Genomic DNA, 18,174 nt, shown 5'->3' on the forward strand with positions numbered 1-18,174 from the left:
AGACCTTTTGTTACACGCCAGTGAACCCACCTTACAAATGAGCGATTCTTGAAACATAGGCGGCAAGTACAGTGACTTAACGGACCCGGCCCATTGCCACGTCCGTCGGAGATCAGTCATGACACACGCCAAGCAGCCCGTGCAGCATGCCGGGATCCGACGCCGGATGAGCGGCTATACGCTGATCGCGGCCGCCGTCGCGCTCGCGGCGCAGAGCGCCCTGGCGCAGCAAGCGACACCCACGCCACAAGCCGCGGCGGCCGTCGGGCCGGGCGGCGATCCGTCGGGCGGCGCTCCGTCGGGCGGCGATCCGCCGGGGCGCATCGCGCGGCTGAACTACACGGCCGGCGCCGTGACCACCGAGCCCGCCGGCGCGACCGACTGGTCGTACGCGCAGATCAACCGGCCGCTGACGACCGGCGACCAGCTATGGAACGACCAGAACGCACGCTCCGAGCTGCACATCGGCTCGACCGCGGTGCGCCTCGGCCAGAACACGAGCCTCGACGTGCTCAATCTCGACGACACGACCGCGCAACTGAAAGTCGCGCAAGGCACGCTATCGACGCGCGTGCGCGAGCTCGCGCCGGGCTCGTCGTATGAAATCGACACGCCGAACCTTGCGCTCGGCGTAAATGGTCCCGGCGACTACCGCGTCGACGTCGCGCCGGACGGCAGCAGTACGACCGTCACCGTCCGCAGCGGCAGCGCGATCGCGTACGGCGACGGCGGCCAGGTGCCGGTCGCGGCGGGTCAGCAGATCCGCTTTGCCGGCACCAGCCTGCAGCAGCTCGCCGACAACCGCGCGCCCGCTGTCGACGAGCTCGACCAGTGGGCCGCCAGCCGCGACGCCACCGAAGACCGCTCGCTGTCGGCGCGCTACGTGTCGCGCGACATCCCCGGCTACGAGGACCTCGATGCCAACGGCACATGGCGCGAGACGCCGCAGTACGGCGAAGTGTGGGTGCCGAACGCGACGCCGGCCGGCTGGGCGCCGTATCGCGACGGCCACTGGGTCTGGCAGGCGCCGTGGGGCTGGACCTGGGTCGACGACCAACCTTGGGGGTTCGCGCCGTACCACTACGGCCGCTGGGCCGAGGTCGACGGCACGTGGGCCTGGGTGCCAGGTCCGCTCGAAGCGGACGCGACGCCGGTCTATGCGCCGGCGCTGGTCGCATTCGTCGGCGACGACGACGGCGGTGTCGACTGGGGTGTGAACCTGGCGGTCGGCGGGGTCATCGCGACGGGCGTCGCGTGGTTTCCGCTCGGGCCGGGCGAGCGGTGGCATCCGCATTGGGGCGGTCACGACCGCTGGAGCGCTGGGTACTACAACCGCGTGAACCGCACGACGATCGTCAGCGACTACCGCCGCAACGTGAACATCCACAACACATACGTGAACTATCGCGTGCCGGGCGGTGTGACAGCGGTGCCGGCGACAGCGTTCGTGCACGGTCAGCCAGTCCGACGCTTTTCGCAGAAGGTCGATTCGGCGCAGTGGCGCAACGCGCGGATCAACCCGGGCGCACCGGGGATCGCGCCGCCGGTGCGCGAAAGCTTCGGGTCGGATCTGCGGCGCGCGAACTACCGGCCACCGGCGAGCGTCGTCGGCCGGCCGGTCGTCGCGACTCGCAATCCCGTCATGCCGGCCGCTTATCACGACGAACTCGCGCAGCGCTTCGCGCAAAGCGGCGGTCGGGTGCCCGGCGGCGGCCAGCCGGTCGTGCGCGCCGCGGTGCCGGCGCATATGACCGGCGCACCGAGCGCGCTGCCGATGGCGAATGTGCGGGTCGTGCAATCGCATGTGCCGGGACGTCCGCCGGGGATGGCCGCGGGTGCGCCTGGCGCGCCTGGCGCGCCTGGCGCACCCGGCGCAATGGGCGGTAACGGCCTGCATGGCGTCGAGCAGGCTGGCCAGCGGCCCGGCGAAGCCGGCGTCGTGGGGCCGCATGGCGAAGCGCCGCAAGCGCGTCCGGGCATGCCGCCGCAGATGGTCGGCAACCCGCGTCCGCCGCAGCCTGGCGAGAGCGGGCTCGCGGGCAATATGAGCCATCCGTCGAACGGTGTGCCGCGGCCGCCGCAAGCAGCCGGTGGGAATTCAGCCAACGCGGCGGCGTACGCACGGCAGCGCGGCGCGCCGCAGGAATGGGGCGCGGTCGGCAGGTCTCAGCCGGCATGGACGCAGCCGCATACCCCGATGGCGCAGCAGGCACCGCGCATGGCGCAACCAGGCGGCCCGCAACAGTCGCGCTTCGCGCAACAGTCCGGTGTGCCCCATCCGCCGGACAACCCGGCCGCGCAGCAACAGGCGCGTGTGCCAAACCGGCATCCGCCTGTGACGCAACAGGCGCCGCGCGCCGTCCCGCCGCAGCAACCGCGTCCCGAACCACAAATGCAGCAGGCGCAACAGCCGCGTGTCGAACCGCGTCCGCAGCCGATGCCGCAAGCCCCTCGGCCCGAACCGCAGTTCCAGCAGGCGCAGCAGCCGCATTTCGAACCGCGTTCACAGCCGATGCCGCAAGCCCGGCCCGAGCCGCGTCCGCAGATGCAGCAGCCACGCCCCGAACCGCGGCCCCAGCAGGTGCAGCAGCCACGTCCGCAACCCCAGCCGCAACCGCAACATGCGGAGCAGCACCAGGGCGGCGGCAATCGCGACGAGCATCACAAGAGCTGAGCAGGACGCCTGCCGTCCCGGCAACAAAAATTAAGCCCCGCGATGCAAACCATCGCGGGGCTTCTGTTATTCGACGACGACGAGGGCGAGCGCTACCGCCCCCGCCGACATCAGATCGCCATCGGCGCCGTCAGCGGCTCGTGATGCCGATAGCCGACCAGAGAGAAATCCGCAGGCTCGATCGTCTCGAGCCATTCCGGCTCGTACACGCCGGTCTTCGCGTAGTCGGGCACGCGATCGGAAATCGCGAGCCGCGGACTCTCGTACGGCTCGCGCTCGAGCTGCTGGTGCAGCATATCGAGCTGATTCTCGTAGATATGCGCATCGCCGATGAAATAGCTGAACCAGCGCGGCGTATAGCCCGTCAGCCGTCCGACCAGATGCAGCAGCGCCGCGCCCTCGGTCAGATTGAAGGGCGTGCCAAGCCCGACGTCGTTGCTGCGGATGTACAGGCACAGCGAAATTTCGCGGCGCGTAACGTTCGGCAGAAACTGGTACAGCAGATGGCAAGCCGGTAGAGCGATCTGGTCGAGCACGGCTGGGTTCCAGGCATGGAACAGAATGCGTCGATCGGCGGGATTCTGCATGATCGTGTCGAGACACTGGCGCAGCTGGTCGATCGCCTTGTAAAGCAGCACCTTCGAGCGGCCTTCTTCGTCGAACTGCGTGATCACGCGAAAACCGCGCGCCTGCGCGTCAGCGAGTTGCGCACTTGCGCTGGCGTCGAGCACCTTGTAGGCCGGCCACTGGCGCCATTGCACGCCGTAGACATCACCGAGATCATCCGGACCCTCGCGATACGGATTGGCGAGCCACTGCGCGTTCTGATTCGCGTTCCCGTCCCACACCTTGCAGCCGAGCTCGCGGAAATCCGCGGCGCTGCGCGAAGCACGCAGAAACCCGACCAACTCGCCGATCGCCGACTTGAACGCGAGCTTCTTCGTCGTGACCGCTGGAAAGCCTTGTTGCAGATCGAAGCGCAGCATCGCGCCGGCCATGCTGATGGTGCGGATGCCGGTGCGGTTCTCCTGCCACGTGCCGGTGTCGAGAATCGTACGGACGAGGTCCAGGTATTGTTTCATGCAGTTTCCTTCGGCGCGGCGCGAACCCGATCAGGCGCGCACACGGGTTTGAGCAAAACCCGATTCTAACAAGCGCGACCGCACGCCGCCGGGGCATGGCGCGCCGCATGGGGAATATCGAGGGAAATATCAGACGGAAAGGAAAACACCGCGGTACGCGATATACGGGCGGCAAACACCTGCATGCAAAAGTGCTTCGACGCGACGCTTGCCGGCTGGCGTCGCTGCGCCCGGAAGGCACAGTCAATCCGTCCGAACCGGCACAGCCCGAGACCCCCGGCGACGCGCCAGACGTTCACATGCCACGTCGCCAGTCTCGCCGCTCGCCCGCGCCGCCTACAGATGCTGCACCGACGCCGGCAAATCGCCGTGCGGCGGCGCCATCGGCTCACCTTCCATATGACGCATGCCGTGCGAGCACAACAGCCGGTACAGCGTTACTCGCGAGATGCCAAGTTCCTGCGCCGCGTCTCCGAGCCGCCCGCGATGCCGCAGCAACGCAAGCTCGATCGCCTGACGCTCGGCCGCTTCGCGCGCCTGCGCGAGCGACACCGGCACGATCTCGACGTATTCGGCAAGTTCCAGGTCGCGCGCGGTGATCGCGCGTCCCTCCGACATCACGATCGCGCGCCGCACCCGATTGATCAGTTCGCGCACGTTGCCGGGCCAGCCGTAGTTATGCAGCGCGGCGATCGCGTCGGGCGCGAAGCCACGCAGGCGGCGGCTCGCATCCTTCTTGAAACGTTCGAGCATGTGCCGCGCGAGCAGTTCGATGTCCTTGCCGCGCGCGCGCAGCGGCGGCTCGTCGATCTGCAGCACGCAGAGGCGGTGATAGAGGTCGGAACGGAAGCGCCCTTCGATCATCGCCGCGGTCATGTCCACGTGCGTGGCCGAAATGATGCGCACGTCGACGTCGATCGCGCCATGGCCGCCGAGCCGCTCGACCTTGCGCTCCTGCAGGAAGCGCAACAGGCTCGCCTGGCTTTCGAGCGGCAGATCACCGATTTCGTCGAGAAACAGCGTGCCGCCGTTGGCCGCCTCAACCCGGCCGATCTTGCGCTGGTTCGCGCCGGTGAACGCACCGCGCTCATAGCCGAACAGCTCCGATTGCAGAAGATGCGGCGGGATCGCACCGCAATTGATCGGCACGAACGGCGCGTTGCGCCGCGCCGAGCGTTCATGAATGGCGACTGCCGTCAGCTCCTTGCCGGTACCCGATTCGCCGGAGATGAACACCGGCGCGTCGGTCATCGCGACCTTGCGGATCGAGCGGAACAGCGCGAGCATCGCGTCGCACGAGCCGACCATCTCGCCCTCGGCGCCTTGCGAGCCGTCGTGCGACGCCGTTTCGCTCAGCGAGATCATGCCGTACGCATGACCGACCGAGTCGACAATACGGTCGCCAGAAGACGGCACCGTCACGTAATCGAAACAGTAGTCGCGTACGAGCCGGCGCAACGCGGCGTCCTGGAGTTGGCCAGGCGTAGTGGCAGCGACCCAGCCGACGTTTGGCATGGTCAAACAGGATTCAAAAGCGGCGATTTCGTGCGGCTGGAAATCACTGGACAGATCGAGCAGGCCGCCAGCAGCCGAGCCGGTGCGCACTGCCCGGCGCGCATCGCGCGCCGATCCCACGACTTCGACATGCCAGCCACGCTGCAGAAAACGCGTATTCAGTTCCGCGCTCGGGTCACGCGAAACGTAAATCAGTTGCCGCGTTGCGGGTTCCATTATTCAGATCCTCTCGCCAACGAACGTTAAGGACGACGCATGCACCTGAAATTGCGGTTCAGACACGCTGACTCGTCCAGGATTCGCGAATCGCAAAACCCGAACGGCCATTCCATTCCGTGCGGACAGCTGATCCCCAAGAAAGCGGCGTGTGTGTTCGAGACGGCCCGATATGGGCCTTTTTTAAATCTGAAGCTGTTTTCGAGAGCTTACTATACGCGCGCCGCTTCGAAAACAATTATGCGAATTTAATCGATTGACCCGTTGCCCATCAAGGCTTAGCGGCCGATCGCGATTTATTCAGCCGACAAATAAAACATTAGTGGAAGCGCTTTTCGTGGCGTTCTCGCGACAGTATTTCATACGTCGCGGATTAACGAATTACAGGTATTTTCTGCTGATCCGTTTCAGGGCTGCAACGTTTTTTCCCGATTTGGAACGCATTAGTCGTGTTTGCGCTGGTTGGCGCCAGACGTATCAATGGATTGCGAGCGATGGCACACGTTTCGCTAATTGGCGTGCACCAGGGAGACACATCATGCGACTCGCATTCCGTATCGATCTGATAAGCCGCCGCGCACCATACTTCGCGATTTGCGCAGCTCTCGCGTTCAGCGCCCTGCCGGCTAGTGCCGGCAATCCGACAGCGCAAGCCGCCCCGGCGCGATTCGCCACGCTGACGGATTCCAGCGATGCCGCCGACCCCGCCTCCACCAGCCTGCAAGCCACCGCGCCGGTTGCCTCGGAGGACGACAGCCAGATTGCCGCCAACCCGTCGACCTCGGCTGCCGATGCTGCATCCATGAACGATATTTCGCTCGACGACCAGATGCTGTCGCGGCAACGCGGCGGCGCGGTCGGCATGTTGATGGTCGCCGCGACGCCCCGGTTGATGCAAAGCGGCGGCAACCAGGTGACGTTGTGGGACGAGATCGCGCCACCCTCGCCGCTGCCGGTGCCCGTCGATGCCGCGCGCGCCGCCCAGGGCAACGTCGCGACATACCAGCGCAAGTAAGCAGGACGAAGCCACGAACAGACGGCAAATAACCAGGCAATGCAGGACCGGTGGCCGCGCGAGCAGTGACGCGCCCCACGACGGCGGGACACAGGCAACAAGAGAGAAGGGACCGGGACATGAGTACGAACCAACAGACGCCGCACGCCCTCGGGCTGCCGGCGGCGTCGTTCAGCAACGCTCCGGTCTTGCCGCGCGCCGCTTCGGCCGGCACCGCCCTTCTCGCCAGCGTCCTCGTCACCGCCTGCTTCACGAGCCATGCCTATGCCGAGCAGGTTGCCAATCCGGGCGACCTCGTCGTCGAGCGCAGCGTCACGCCGCGCGACGCGTTCGTCCCCGTGCCGCGCGACCAGGACCCGGTCGCCGTGCGCGCCACCACGTTCCCCGCCAACTCGTTCGATCCGACGATCGCGACGCTCGTCGGCGACACCGATCTGACGAACGCGCACGGCTCGAACGGCGTCGCCGCCGGCGGCGTACTCGGCGGCACCGGCATGCAGGCCGTCACGCAGATCCTCTCCGGCAAGGCGACCGGCAACACGATCCCGCTGAACTCGGGCGGCATCGGCGGACCGGCGACGGGCGTCGGCGGCACGATCAGCTCGTCGGTGACGGGCGCGCTCGCGCCGCTATCGAACGTGCTCGGCGGCACGCTCGGAGGTCTGAAATGAGCACATGCCTACGCCCCTCGCTGCGCTCGCGGCAAATTGCTGCGGCACGCCCGGCCCTGCGCGTCTGCGCGTGCCTGTGCATGGGCGTCGCTGCGTTCGTCGCCGGCGCGGCTCACGCGCAGGCGCAAGCGGTGCCCATCGTCGGCGCCATCGCGACGATCGGCACCGGCGCGGGCATGGGCGCGACGGGCGCGCTCATGGTCAACGAAACGGCTGGCCTCGACAACGCGCAGGCCAACCAGATCACGGTGACGAACGGCGCCGCGGTCGGCAACGCGAACGCGAGCGTGCAAAGCGCGTCGGTGGCCGCGAACGTGCCGCGCGCGCAAGCGTCGATCGAAGCCAATGCGTTTTCGAACACATCCGGCGCGGTGCTGGTGAACCAGTCGGCCGGAGCAGGGAATCTGCAGCGCAACAGCACCCAGATCGGGACTGCGGCGCTCGGAGTCGAGACCGTCTCGGATGGGGAGCTATCCGCGACGGCCCCGAAAAACGGCAGTCCGGGGCAGTCGAACGCGATTCACGGCGTGCGCGAGGCAAGCATTTCCAGCGATGCCTTGCGCAACGCGAACGGAATCGTGCAAATCAACCAGGCAGCCGGCGCCGGTAATGCCACGGCAAACAGTTTTGTGCTCCGTCCCCCGGCGGGCACTTTTTTTAACTGACCACACTTAAGTATCGGAGCGAATCATGAAGCGCACTCTTATTGCCACGGCCGTCCTCGTTGCCGCGTCCGGCAGCGTGCTTGCCGCGCCGCAGAAGGCCTACCTGTTCAATACGACGGTCGTCGGCGAGATGGTCGGCGTCGAAGGTCTGGTCGGACTGTTTGGCTGCGTGCACGTCTCCAGCACGGCTAACGCGGTGATCAACAACAATCAGACCGTCAACGTGAATGCGACGCTCGATCCGCAGGCGCAGACCTACACCAGCGGCAACGTGACCACGACCCTGAACAACAGCAGAACGTCGGTCAGGGGCGGCGGCTCGGCATTCGCGTTCACGACGCAAAACCATACGTCGTCGAGCTCGGGCTCGCAGGGCTTCGAAGCCTCCGGCGGCTATGCGTACGGCAGCCAGAGCGCGAGCGTGACGAGCGGCGGCTATGAAACCAGCCAGCAGGCAGCCGGCATCGCGGGCAGCTTCTCGCACACAAGTCAGAACTCGGGCGGCCATCTGTCGGCCGGCGGCTCGATCGGCGGCAGCTACAGCTATCAGGACCACAACACGTTCTCGCACGGCAGCGGCTCGTTCAGCGCCCGCGGCGGCCTGCAGGCCGGTTATCGCGAATCGAGCTACGCGAACTCGTCGGGCGTCGCCGGCGGCTTCGAAGCGAGCGAAGCGTCCGGGCAAAGCCGTTCATGGGGCTTCAGGGCGAGCGAAGGCTCCGGCTATGCGATGGTCGGCGAGCAATCGTCGGGCTACTCGCGCAGCCGCTCGTCGTCGAGCGACTCGTATGGCGCCGCCTGGGGCATCGACGCAGGCATGTCGACGACCGACGTGACGACGCGCGGCTCGATCACGCAGCACATCAACAACGAAGCTGCCGCCACGCTGAATGCAACCACCGGCACCAACGCAGCCAGCAACGTGTCGGGCAACCTCGGCATCAACATCGCGGAAGGCATCGACAACGCGCAGAGCAACGACGTGTCGCTCGCCTCGGTCGACGTCGGCAACGTGTTCGGCAACGCGCAGGCCTTCAACGTGCAGTCCTCGGGCGGCAGCGCAACGATCCACAACTTCAATCTGAACGCGTCGGTTGGCAACGGGTCGCTGTCGGGCGTGACGGGCAACGTCGGTGTGAACATCGCTTCCGGTATCGGCAACGCGCAGGACAACGCGCTTGCCGGCGCCGTGACGACGACCTCGCCGGGCAAGGCGCTGACCACCGCGATGGATGCGACGGACGACAACTCGCAATCCGCGACGATGTCCGTCCACGGGCAATTCCAGGGCACCGCGAGTCTGGGTGCCGATACGCTGAAAGGCGCCTCCGGAAACATCGGCGTGAACATCGCCGGCGGCGCGGGCAACTTGCAGCACAACGGCCTCGCCATCGCGGCGCTGAACAGCGGCAAGTAAGCCGACGACGCGGCGAGCGCGGGCAAGCAGAAGAAGCACAATGCAGTCGGAGGGGCGCGCCGGCAGCCATCGAAGCTGCCGGCGCGGATCGGGCAGGAGACCAGCATGACCGGGTTCAAGGGGTTCCCGGCGCTACCGTTCGCCGTAGCGCTGGCAGGGTGCGTGCTGTGCGCGGATTACGCCGCCGCACAGTCGAGCATCGACACGTCCACGTTCGCCGGCGTGCCGTTGACGAAGACGGTCCGTTCGATGAAGGACCTGCGCTACAACCACATCGTCAATCAGCAATTCGATTACAGTTGCGGCGCCGCGGCGCTCGCCACCCTCCTCAAGTACGGCTACGGCATCGATATTCCGGAAACCGAACTGATTCGCCGGATGATGGTCTTTTCAACCCCCGAAGTCGTCGTCAAGAACGGCTTCTCGATGCTCGACATGAAGCACTTCGTCGAGACCATCGGACTGCGCGGCCGCGGCTTTCGCGTCAACGTCGAAGCGCTCCACCATCTTCAGATCCCCGTGATGGTCCTGATGAACATCGACGGCTACGAGCATTTCGTGATCGTCAAGCATGCGCAGGACGGCCGCGTGTTCATCGCGGACCCGGCGCTCGGCAATCGCATCGTGCTCGAAGAGGACTTCGCGAAGACCTGGAACGGTCTCGTGTTCGCGGTCCTCGGCAAACCCTTCAGGGAGGATTCACCACTGTTGCAGGACAACGAGTCGCTCGCGCTGAAGCTGCGCGCCGCTGCGCTGGCAGCCGGCACCGCCGCGACTCCCTTTTTCGAGTACGGCTTGAACAAGGCAGACATGTTCTGATCCCGCCATGAAGTCACACTTCACACAGCTTGGGTTCGTGCTCTGCGCCGTCGCCTGCGGCGCAGGCGGCCTCGCCCACGCTTCGGAGGGCGCCGCCTCGCCACCGGCTCCCGAACTTTCGATACCGCCCGAGCCAGGCGCCGCGCCCCTGCGGGTGCAACTCGTCGGCGACGACGTGCTCGCGACCCAGACCGGCAAATACGCCGGCGCGACGATGATCTCCGGCTTCGTGCTGAACGTCATTTCGCAATGGCAGTTGCCCAACGGCGCGAGCGCGCTCGCCCAGGGATCGCTGAGCGCGGTGCAGAACGGCGGCGGCCAGCTCACGAGCTCCGTCAGCACGTTCGCCAGCGTGAGCGGCGGCGCGCACGGCCAACCAGGCGATTCGGGCGCCAACCCGAATGCCCAGGCGCGCGGCGGCCAGAGCGTCGGCGTCAATGGCGTGTCGCAGGTCACCCAGGTCGCGGGCGATCGAAACAGCGGCATCAACGCCGCGCTAATCGACTTCAACAACAGCGCCGTGACACTGACGGGCTCCGCCAACGCGCCGTCGGCATCGGCCAGCAATTCGACCGGCTCCGTGAAAGCCGGCATTTCGTTCGGCAGCAACGGCGTGAACGTGGCGCTGCAGACACCCGCTGGGCTCGCCACCCAGACCATCGCGCCGAGCAACGGGCAGATCGCCCAGTTGCTGCAGATTGCAGGCAATAACCAGCAAGTCGCCAACGCCCTGCAACTGCATCTGCAAACCCAGCAGATGTCGGCTTCGATGCTTCGTCAGTTAGGCGTACTGCAGGCACTGCAAAACAGGAGATGACGAAGCGGGCCGCCACCCGCCAGTTGCAGCAAAAGCAGTAAAGAAACGGCCGCGCAGTCAGCACCGCGCGGCCGGACCACCGGGGGAGCAAAAATGAAAAAAGTGTCATCGACCAGGGCACCGCGCATGGCTCTCGCGGCCATTCCGGCCGCCGTCATGCTGTGGGCTTTTTCTCAGTCGGCGAGCGCGCAGGCGCTCGCCGGTCAATCCGTGGAGGACCGTCTGAACACGCTGATGCGCGTCGTCGACGAGCAACAGCGGCAGATCCATTCGCTCGAACGGCAGGTCACCGAACTCGAGATGGCGCAGCGCGGACGGGGCGTGCCGGGCGCCGGCGCCCCCGCGGGCAGCAACACGGTGGCCGAGCAGCCCGGCGCCGACGGCCTGCCGGTGCCGCTGCCGCCGCTCGCGCAGATCGCGCCCGGCGCGCCCGCGCCGGCGGGCACCACCGGCACCGCGACCGGCGTGCCGGTCAATCCGCCGACGCCGGACGGCAGCAATGCAGGCAACGCCAGCGCCGGCGGCCTGCCCGCCGCCACGGACGGCAGCGGCGCGGTCGGCCGGACCCAGCGCGCGAACGAACCGGTGCGCACGCAGGCCGAGCAGGCGGTAGTGCAACGCGAGCATGCGCCGCTCTTCGACCACAAGCTGACGATGGACTTCGGCATCAGCGACACCTACTACGACCGTCGCCAGTTGCAGTTGTCGGGCTTCCTCGCGCTCGACGCGATTTTCCTCGGCAACATCAACCTCGGCCAGACCAAGTCGCACCAGGTGATGGCGGACCTCGACACGCGCTACGGCGTGTCCGACCGCATCAATGTCGACGTCGACGTGCCGTACCTGTATCGGCGCAGCACCTTCATCGTCGGCGGCGCGGGCGGCGCGGCGAGCACGCTGTCGGACGCGACGGTGTCGAGTCACGACATCGGCGACGTGAACTTCGGCCTCTACTACCAGTTCGTCAGGGAAACCAATGCCTTGCCGGACGTGGTCGGCAGTCTGCGCGTGAAGGCGCCGACCGGCAGCTCGCCGTTCGGCGAAAAAGTCGTGCAGGTCGACGCGGACAACACCAACCTCGTCGCGCCGACCAGACTGCCGACCGGCACCGGCTTCTGGAACATCACGGCGGGTCTGTCGGTGCTGAAGACCTACGACCCGGTCGTGCTGTTCGGTAGCGTTTCCTATACCTACAACCTTGCGCGTTCGTTCGCGGACATCTCGTCGGTGCAGGGACAAACCGAACCGGCGACGGTCAAGCTCGGCGACATCGTGCAGTTCGGCGGAGGCGTCGCGCTCGCGTTCTCCGACAAGGATTCGGCCAGCGTGTCGTTCACGATGGCGCTCGAACCCGCGTCGCAGACCAAGTCGCCGGGCGGCAGCTATCAGAAGGTGCCTGGCAGCGAAACCACGGCCGCGGCGATGAATTTTGGCCTGAACCACGTCGTGAACAAGCATCTGACCATCAACGGCTCGGTATCGATCGGACTCACACCCGACGCGCCGAACTTCGTGGTCGGCATGCGCTTTCCGTACACCTTCTGACGTGCCAACGATACGAGGTCGAACGTGCGTGAATCACCTCATCTGAACAGTGTGGCTTCCGTCGCGGCAGCGGGATCGCATCTGTCGCTCGCGGTGCCGAAGCAGCGCGCCGCAATGCCGTCCGCCGAGTCCGCGGCGGCGCCGGGCGTTCTCCCACCGGCAAGCAACGAAGCCGGCGGCCCGGCGAGCGCCGCGGTGCGCGGCGTCGAGCGACAGTTGCTGTACGTCGCGCGCACGCCCGACGAAACGCTGATCGCGCATCTGCAAAGCCGCGGCTGGCAGGTCGCGGCGGCGCGCTCGGCGCACGAACTCGGGCGGCTCGTGAAACCTGACATCGCATGCGCGGGGATCGTCGATCTGGCGAGCTTCGCGCCGCGCGACATCGGCGGGCTCGAGGCGAGCCTGCGTCAGCAGCAGATCGGCTGGATCGCGCTGGCGACCAACGAGCGGCTCGACGATCCGCTCGTGCGACGCCTCGTGCGCCACTACTGCTTCGACTTCGTGAAGCTGCCCGTCGCGCACGCGACGATCGACTATCTGGCCGGCCACGCGTTCGGCATGGTCGCGCTGTGCGACCCGGAACTTCCGCCGCCCGTCAGCGAAGCGGGCGACGAGGAAATGGTCGGCACCTGCGAGGCGATGCAACAGCTTTTTCGCACGATCCGCAAGATCGCGAACACCGACGCGAGCGTGTTCATCGCGGGCGAATCGGGCACTGGCAAGGAGCTGACCGCGCTCGCGATCCACGAGCGCTCGCCGCGCCGCAAGGCGCCCTTCACGCCGATCAACTGCGGCGCGATCCCGCATCATCTTCTTCAATCCGAACTGTTCGGCTACGAGCGCGGCGCCTTTACCGGCGCGAATCAGCGCAAGATCGGCCGCGTCGAGGCGGCAGACGGCGGCACGCTGTTTCTCGACGAGATCGGCGATCTGCCGCTCGAAAGCCAGGCGAGCCTGCTGCGCTTTCTGCAGGAAGGCAAGATCGAGCGGCTCGGCGGACGCGAATCGATTCCGGTCGACGTGCGCATCATCTCGGCGACCCACGTCGATCTCGACGGCGCGATGCGCGAGGGCCAGTTCCGTGCGGATCTGTTTCATCGCCTGTGCGTGCTGCGCGTCGATGAGCCGCCGCTGCGCGCGCGGGGGCGGGACATCGAGATTCTCGCGTACCACATGCTGCACAAGTTCAAGACCGACAACGCGCGCAAGATTCGCGGCTTCACGCCGTCGGCGATCGAGGCGCTCTACAACTACAACTGGCCCGGCAACGTGCGCGAGCTGATCAACCGCGTGCGCCGCGCGATCGTGATGGCCGAGAACAAGCTGATCTCGGCCGACGACCTCGACCTCGCGGGCTACACCGGGCAGGAAAGCATGACGCTCACGCAGGCGCGCGAGGCTGCCGAGAAGCGCGCGATCGAGGCCGCGCTGCTGCGCCATCGGCACCGGTTGAACGAGGCGGCGGTGGATCTGAATATTTCCCGCGTGACGCTGTATCGGCTGATGGGCGTGCACGGCTTGCGCGAACCGGGCAGCGCCGACGGCAAGGGAGCGCTCCCCGCGGACGGGCCGGCGCGGGCGTGAGCGGCGGGTACGCGTCGGTGTGGATCGACGGCTCGGGTAGAATCGCCCGGTTACCCTCCTCTTTCCATTCGATGACGACGCTCACCCTGATCGTCGCTCGCGCCAGCAACGGCGTGATCGGCCGAGACAACCAGTTACCCTGGCGACTGCCCGAAGACCTCAAATTCTTCAAGCGCACGACGATGGGCGCGCCCATCATCATGGGCCGCAAAACGCATGAATCGATCGGCCGGCCACTGCCGGGACGCCGCAACATCGTCGTCACGCGCGATGCCTCGCGGCGCTTTCAGGGCTGCGACACCGCGACCAATCTCGACGAAGCGCTCGCGCTCGCCGCGCAGGACCAGGCGCCGCAGGCGTTTCTGATCGGTGGCGCAGAGCTCTACGACGAAGGGCTGCGCCATGCGGACAAGCTGATCGTCACCGAAATCGCCGCCGACTTCGACGGCGACGCGACCTTCCCCGCGATCGACCCGCAGGGGTGGGAAGAAATCGCGCGCGAAGCGCATCACTCGAATGCGCCCAACGACTTCGATTACGCATTCGTCACGTATCAGCGCAAGGACGTCTGACGGCGCGCGCCGCGCAAGCGATAAAAAACGCCACGCAACGTTCAGTTGCGTGGCGTTTTCGTTTGATACGGAGCTGCGCTGGAACGCGCCGTGCGGCTTACTGCCCCGCGATCGTCATCCGCTCGATCAGCACCGAGCCGGTCTGCTTGGTGCCGCGCGTGATCGTATCCGCACCGACCGCGACGATATGACGGAACATCTCCTGCAGCGTGCTCGCGACCGTGATTTCCTCGACCGGATACTGGATCTTGCCGTTCTCGACCCAGAAACCCGACGCGCCGCGCGAGTAGTCGCCAGTCACGTAATTGACGCCCTGCCCCATCAGTTCGGTCAGCAGCAGACCCGTGCCGAGCTTCTTCAGCATCGCCTCGAAGTCGTCCTCGGGGCGCGTGTTCGAACTGAGCAGCGACAGGTTGTGCGAGCCGCCCGCGTTGCCGGTGGTCTTCATGCCGAGCTTGCGCGCAGAGTAGGTGGACAGGAAATAGCCCTCGACGACGCCGTCCTTCACGACCGAGCGCTGGCGCGTGCGCACGCCTTCCTCGTCGAACGGCGCGCTGCCCATCGCGCGCGCGACGTGCGGGTCTTCGACCACCTGCACGTGCGGCGCGAACACCGGCTTGCCGAGGCTGTCGACCAGAAACGAAGTCTTGCGATACAGCGCGCCGCCGCTCGTCGCCTGCACGAATGCGCCGAGCAGGCCCGCCGCGAGCGGCGCCTCGAACAGCACCGGCACCTTGCGCGTGTCGAGGCCGCGCGCGCCGATGCGCGCGAGCGCGCGCTGCGCCGCGTAACGACCGACCGCTTCGGGATCGGCGAGTTCGTCGGCGCTGCGCGTCGACGTGTACCAGTCGTCGCGCTGCATGTTGCGACCGCTGCCGGCGATCGGCGCGCACGCGACGTAGTGGCGCGAATACGGATAGCCGGCGAGGAAGCCGCGCGAGGTCGCCAGCACGAACTGCGAGTGCTGTGCCGACACGCTCGCGCCTTCCGAGTTCTTGATCTGGGGATCGGTCGCGAACGCGGCGTCTTCGGCGCGGCGCGCGATTTCGACCGCTTCGTCGGCGGACAGATTCCACGGGTGGTACAGATCGAGGTCGCGCGGCGCGGTTTCGAGCAGCTCCGCTTCGGCGAGGCCCGCGCAATTGTCTTCGGCGGTGAAGCGCGCGATGTTGTAGGCGGCCGCGACCGTGTCCTTCAATGCCTGCGGCGAGAAGTCCGAGGTGCTCGCGTTACCGCGTTTGTTGCCGATGAACACCGTCACGCCGACCATCTTGTCGCGGTTGTGCTCGATCGTCTCGACTTCGCCGCGCCGTACCGAGACGGACAGGCCGTCGCCTTCGGAGATTTCGGTCGCGGCGTCGGTGCCGCCGAGCGCCTTCGCGTGACGAAGGATGTCCGAGGCGATTTCCTTCAGCTCATCCTGGGTATGCGGAAAAAAGCGCTGCTTGACGTCCATGTCTGCTGCCATTGTGGTTGCCGTCCTGTTGGGGCCGCGCGGCCCGGATATGCGCACCGTATTCGGCGCGGGCGCGCGGGTGCGGGATAAATGCATCCCGCGATCATAGCAAGGTACGCGCCGCCGCGGGTCGGGCCGGCGCGGCAAGTTACAATACCGGCATGACACGCAAAACCCGCATTCAACCGATCGAATCCGTCGTCACGGAAGTCGACGAAAACGGCTACGATCGTCCGAGCAAGTCCCAGGTCAAACGCGAAATGCAGGCGTTGCAGGATCTGGGCTTGGAACTCGTTGCGCTGCCGAAAGACGCGCTCAAGCGCATGCCGATGCCCGAAAAGCTCGACGAAGCCGTGCGCGAAGCGCGCCGCATCACCGACCACGAAGGCAAGCGCCGCCAGATCCAGTACGTCGGCCGCGTGATGCGCTCGCTGCTCGACACCGAAACCGCCGCGCTGCGCACCGCGCTCGACACCTACAAGGGCATCAACAAGTCGGAGACGGCGAAGCTCCATTGGATCGAGCGCACCCGCGAAAAGCTGCTGGCCGACGACGCCGCGCTGACCGAGTTCATCCGCCAGCACCCGAGCGCCGACCCGCAGCAGGGCCGCACGCTGATCCGCAACGCGCGCAAGGAAGCGGAGCAGAGCAAGCCGCCGCGCTACTTCCGCGAGTTGTTCCAGTGGATCAAGAGCGCGGCCGGCACCGACGACGAAGCGCAAGACGCGCACGACCCCAACCTCGCCGCGGAAGACGACGATGACGACCGCGACGCCTGATCAACGTAAGCAACGTCAGCACCCCGACGAAATCGTGATCGGCCTCGTGTCGATCAGCGACCGCGCGTCGACGGGCGTTTACGAGGACAAGGGCATTCCGGCGCTGCAGGAGTGGCTCGGCGCGGCCTTGAGCTCGCCATGGCAGGTGGTCACGCGGCTGATCGCCGACGACGCGCCGACCATCTCGGCGACGCTGATCGAGCTGGTCGACGAAGTGGGCTGCGATCTGGTGCTGACGACCGGGGGCACCGGACCGTCGCGCCGCGACGTGACGCCCGAGGCGACGCTCGCTGTCGCGACCAGGGAGATGCCCGGCTTCGGCGAGCAGATGCGGCAGATCAGCCTGAATTTCGTGCCGACCGCGATCCTGTCGCGCCAGGTCGCGGTGATCCGCGAAACCGAACGACACGCCGCGCTGATCATCAACCTGCCCGGCCAGCCGAAATCGATCAGGGAAACGCTGGAAGGCCTGCGCGATGACGGCATGGTCAAGGTGCCAGGGATTTTCGCGGCGGTGCCGTACTGCATCGACCTGATCGGCGGCCCTTACGTAGAAACGAACGTCGACGTGGTCAAGGCGTTCCGGCCGAAGAGCGCGCAACGCGCGCCGCGGCAAGACTGAGGTTCGAGGTTCGTGGCCGGCCCGTGCAGGCCCGCGCTTTACTGAGCGCTCGCGGCGGCGTCCGGCGCCGACGGCACGAGGAAATGCTCGCGGTAGTACTTCAGCTCGTCGATCGACTCGTGGATATCGGCCAGCGCCGTGTGCATCGCGCGCTTCTGGAAGCCCTTGTAGATGACCGGCTGCCAGCGCCGGCACAGCTCCTTCAGCGTGCTCACGTCGAGGTTGCGGTAGTGGAAGAAGCTCTCCAGATCCGGCATCCAGCGCGCCATGAAGCGGCGGTCCTGGCAGATCGAGTTGCCGCACATCGGCGACTTGCCCGGCGGCACGTACTGGCCGAGGAACTCGCGGATCTGCGCGGTCGCATCGGCCTCGCTGACAGTCGACGCCTTCACGCGATCGATCAGCCCCGAGCGGCCATGCGTGTTCTGGTTCCACTCGTCCATCTTCGCGAGCGTTTCATCGCTCTGATGAATCGCGAGCACCGGACCTTCGACCATCCTGTCGAGCGTCGAATTCGTCACCACCACCGCGATCTCGATGATGCGGTCGGTGTCGGGCTCGAGCCCGGTCATTTCCATGTCCAGCCAGACGAGATTCATGTCGCTGCGCACGAGCGGCGGCTGTTCGGTGGATGCGAGGATGTCAGTCATGAAGGCAACCCTGAGGGCCGCGCGGCGGGCTTAGCTGGAAACCCGCGCGGCGCGGCATGTGTTCGTTTGAAATCG

At 66.5% G+C, this 18,174-nt stretch carries 16 protein-coding genes; 12 read left to right on the forward strand and 4 right to left on the reverse strand.

What is annotated here, in order from left to right:
- Window positions 1-118: 118 nt before the first annotated feature.
- The gene (locus OKW29_RS30340) at window positions 119-2,674 is read left to right on the forward strand and encodes a DUF6600 domain-containing protein (RefSeq protein WP_429293651.1); all 2,556 of its coding nucleotides are present in this window, start codon (window positions 119-121) and stop codon (window positions 2,672-2,674) included.
- 110 nt (window positions 2,675-2,784) lie between these two features.
- On the opposite strand, the gene OKW29_RS30345 is transcribed toward OKW29_RS30340, so the two are convergent.
- Together OKW29_RS30345 and OKW29_RS30350 are read right to left on the reverse strand one after the other, a co-directional pair.
- Window positions 2,785-3,756, reverse strand: coding sequence for a thymidylate synthase (locus OKW29_RS30345; RefSeq protein ID WP_429293652.1), 972 nt, complete (start codon window positions 3,754-3,756; stop codon window positions 2,785-2,787).
- Window positions 3,757-4,092: 336 nt separating this feature from the next.
- Window positions 4,093-5,487, reverse strand: coding sequence for a sigma 54-interacting transcriptional regulator (locus OKW29_RS30350; protein ID WP_429293653.1), 1,395 nt, complete (start codon window positions 5,485-5,487; stop codon window positions 4,093-4,095).
- A gap of 538 nt (window positions 5,488-6,025) precedes the next feature.
- Here OKW29_RS30350 and OKW29_RS30355 point away from each other — a divergent pair.
- The 9 genes from OKW29_RS30355 to OKW29_RS30395 all read left to right on the forward strand — a co-directional run bounded on the left by OKW29_RS30355 (window position 6,026) and on the right by OKW29_RS30395 (window position 14,592).
- Window positions 6,026-6,502, forward strand: a complete 477-nt coding sequence (locus tag OKW29_RS30355) for a hypothetical protein (protein ID WP_429293654.1) — start codon at window positions 6,026-6,028, stop codon at window positions 6,500-6,502.
- Between the two features lie 119 nt (window positions 6,503-6,621).
- Window positions 6,622-7,173: a hypothetical protein gene (locus tag OKW29_RS30360; protein WP_184027849.1), complete on the forward strand. Its 552-nt coding sequence runs from the start codon at window positions 6,622-6,624 to the stop codon at window positions 7,171-7,173.
- Complete coding sequence (locus tag OKW29_RS30365) at window positions 7,170-7,838, forward strand: hypothetical protein (RefSeq protein WP_429293655.1); 669 nt, start codon at window positions 7,170-7,172, stop codon at window positions 7,836-7,838. Before OKW29_RS30360 ends, OKW29_RS30365 begins: the two co-directional genes overlap by 4 nt.
- A gap of 25 nt (window positions 7,839-7,863) precedes the next feature.
- Window positions 7,864-9,255, forward strand: a complete 1,392-nt coding sequence (locus OKW29_RS30370; RefSeq protein WP_429293656.1) for a hypothetical protein — start codon at window positions 7,864-7,866, stop codon at window positions 9,253-9,255.
- Window positions 9,256-9,360: 105 nt separating this feature from the next.
- A complete protein-coding gene (locus OKW29_RS30375; RefSeq protein ID WP_429293657.1) occupies window positions 9,361-10,074 on the forward strand; it encodes a C39 family peptidase in 714 nt (237 codons plus the stop codon).
- 7 nt (window positions 10,075-10,081) lie between these two features.
- Window positions 10,082-10,891: a peptidase C39 gene (locus OKW29_RS30380; RefSeq protein WP_429293658.1), complete on the forward strand. Its 810-nt coding sequence runs from the start codon at window positions 10,082-10,084 to the stop codon at window positions 10,889-10,891.
- A 93-nt stretch (window positions 10,892-10,984) separates the two neighbouring features.
- Window positions 10,985-12,436, forward strand: a complete 1,452-nt coding sequence (locus tag OKW29_RS30385; RefSeq protein ID WP_429293659.1) for a hypothetical protein — start codon at window positions 10,985-10,987, stop codon at window positions 12,434-12,436.
- Window positions 12,437-12,460: 24 nt separating this feature from the next.
- Complete coding sequence (locus OKW29_RS30390; protein WP_429293660.1) at window positions 12,461-14,020, forward strand: sigma 54-interacting transcriptional regulator; 1,560 nt, start codon at window positions 12,461-12,463, stop codon at window positions 14,018-14,020.
- Window positions 14,021-14,091: 71 nt separating this feature from the next.
- Entirely contained in the window at window positions 14,092-14,592 is a 501-nt protein-coding gene (locus OKW29_RS30395) for a dihydrofolate reductase (protein ID WP_429294971.1), read from the forward strand.
- 97 nt (window positions 14,593-14,689) lie between these two features.
- On the opposite strand, the gene pmbA is transcribed toward OKW29_RS30395, so the two are convergent.
- Window positions 14,690-16,060, reverse strand: coding sequence for a metalloprotease PmbA (gene pmbA / locus OKW29_RS30400; protein ID WP_184047479.1), 1,371 nt, complete (start codon window positions 16,058-16,060; stop codon window positions 14,690-14,692).
- Between the two features lie 149 nt (window positions 16,061-16,209).
- On the opposite strand from pmbA, the gene yjgA reads away from it, so the two are divergent.
- Entirely contained in the window at window positions 16,210-16,827 is a 618-nt protein-coding gene (yjgA, locus tag OKW29_RS30405; protein WP_184073814.1) for a ribosome biogenesis factor YjgA, read from the forward strand.
- Window positions 16,808-17,449, forward strand: coding sequence for a molybdopterin adenylyltransferase (gene mog / locus OKW29_RS30410; protein WP_429293661.1), 642 nt, complete (start codon window positions 16,808-16,810; stop codon window positions 17,447-17,449). Before yjgA ends, mog begins: the two co-directional genes overlap by 20 nt.
- A gap of 38 nt (window positions 17,450-17,487) precedes the next feature.
- Here the strand turns inward: mog and orn are convergent, their stop codons facing one another.
- Window positions 17,488-18,099, reverse strand: coding sequence for an oligoribonuclease (orn, locus tag OKW29_RS30415; RefSeq protein ID WP_187619754.1), 612 nt, complete (start codon window positions 18,097-18,099; stop codon window positions 17,488-17,490).
- Window positions 18,100-18,174 lie beyond the last annotated feature (75 nt).

It is taken from the genome of Paraburkholderia sp. CI3 (genome assembly GCF_050436505.1).
Classification (GTDB): domain Bacteria; phylum Pseudomonadota; class Gammaproteobacteria; order Burkholderiales; family Burkholderiaceae; genus Paraburkholderia; species Paraburkholderia tuberum.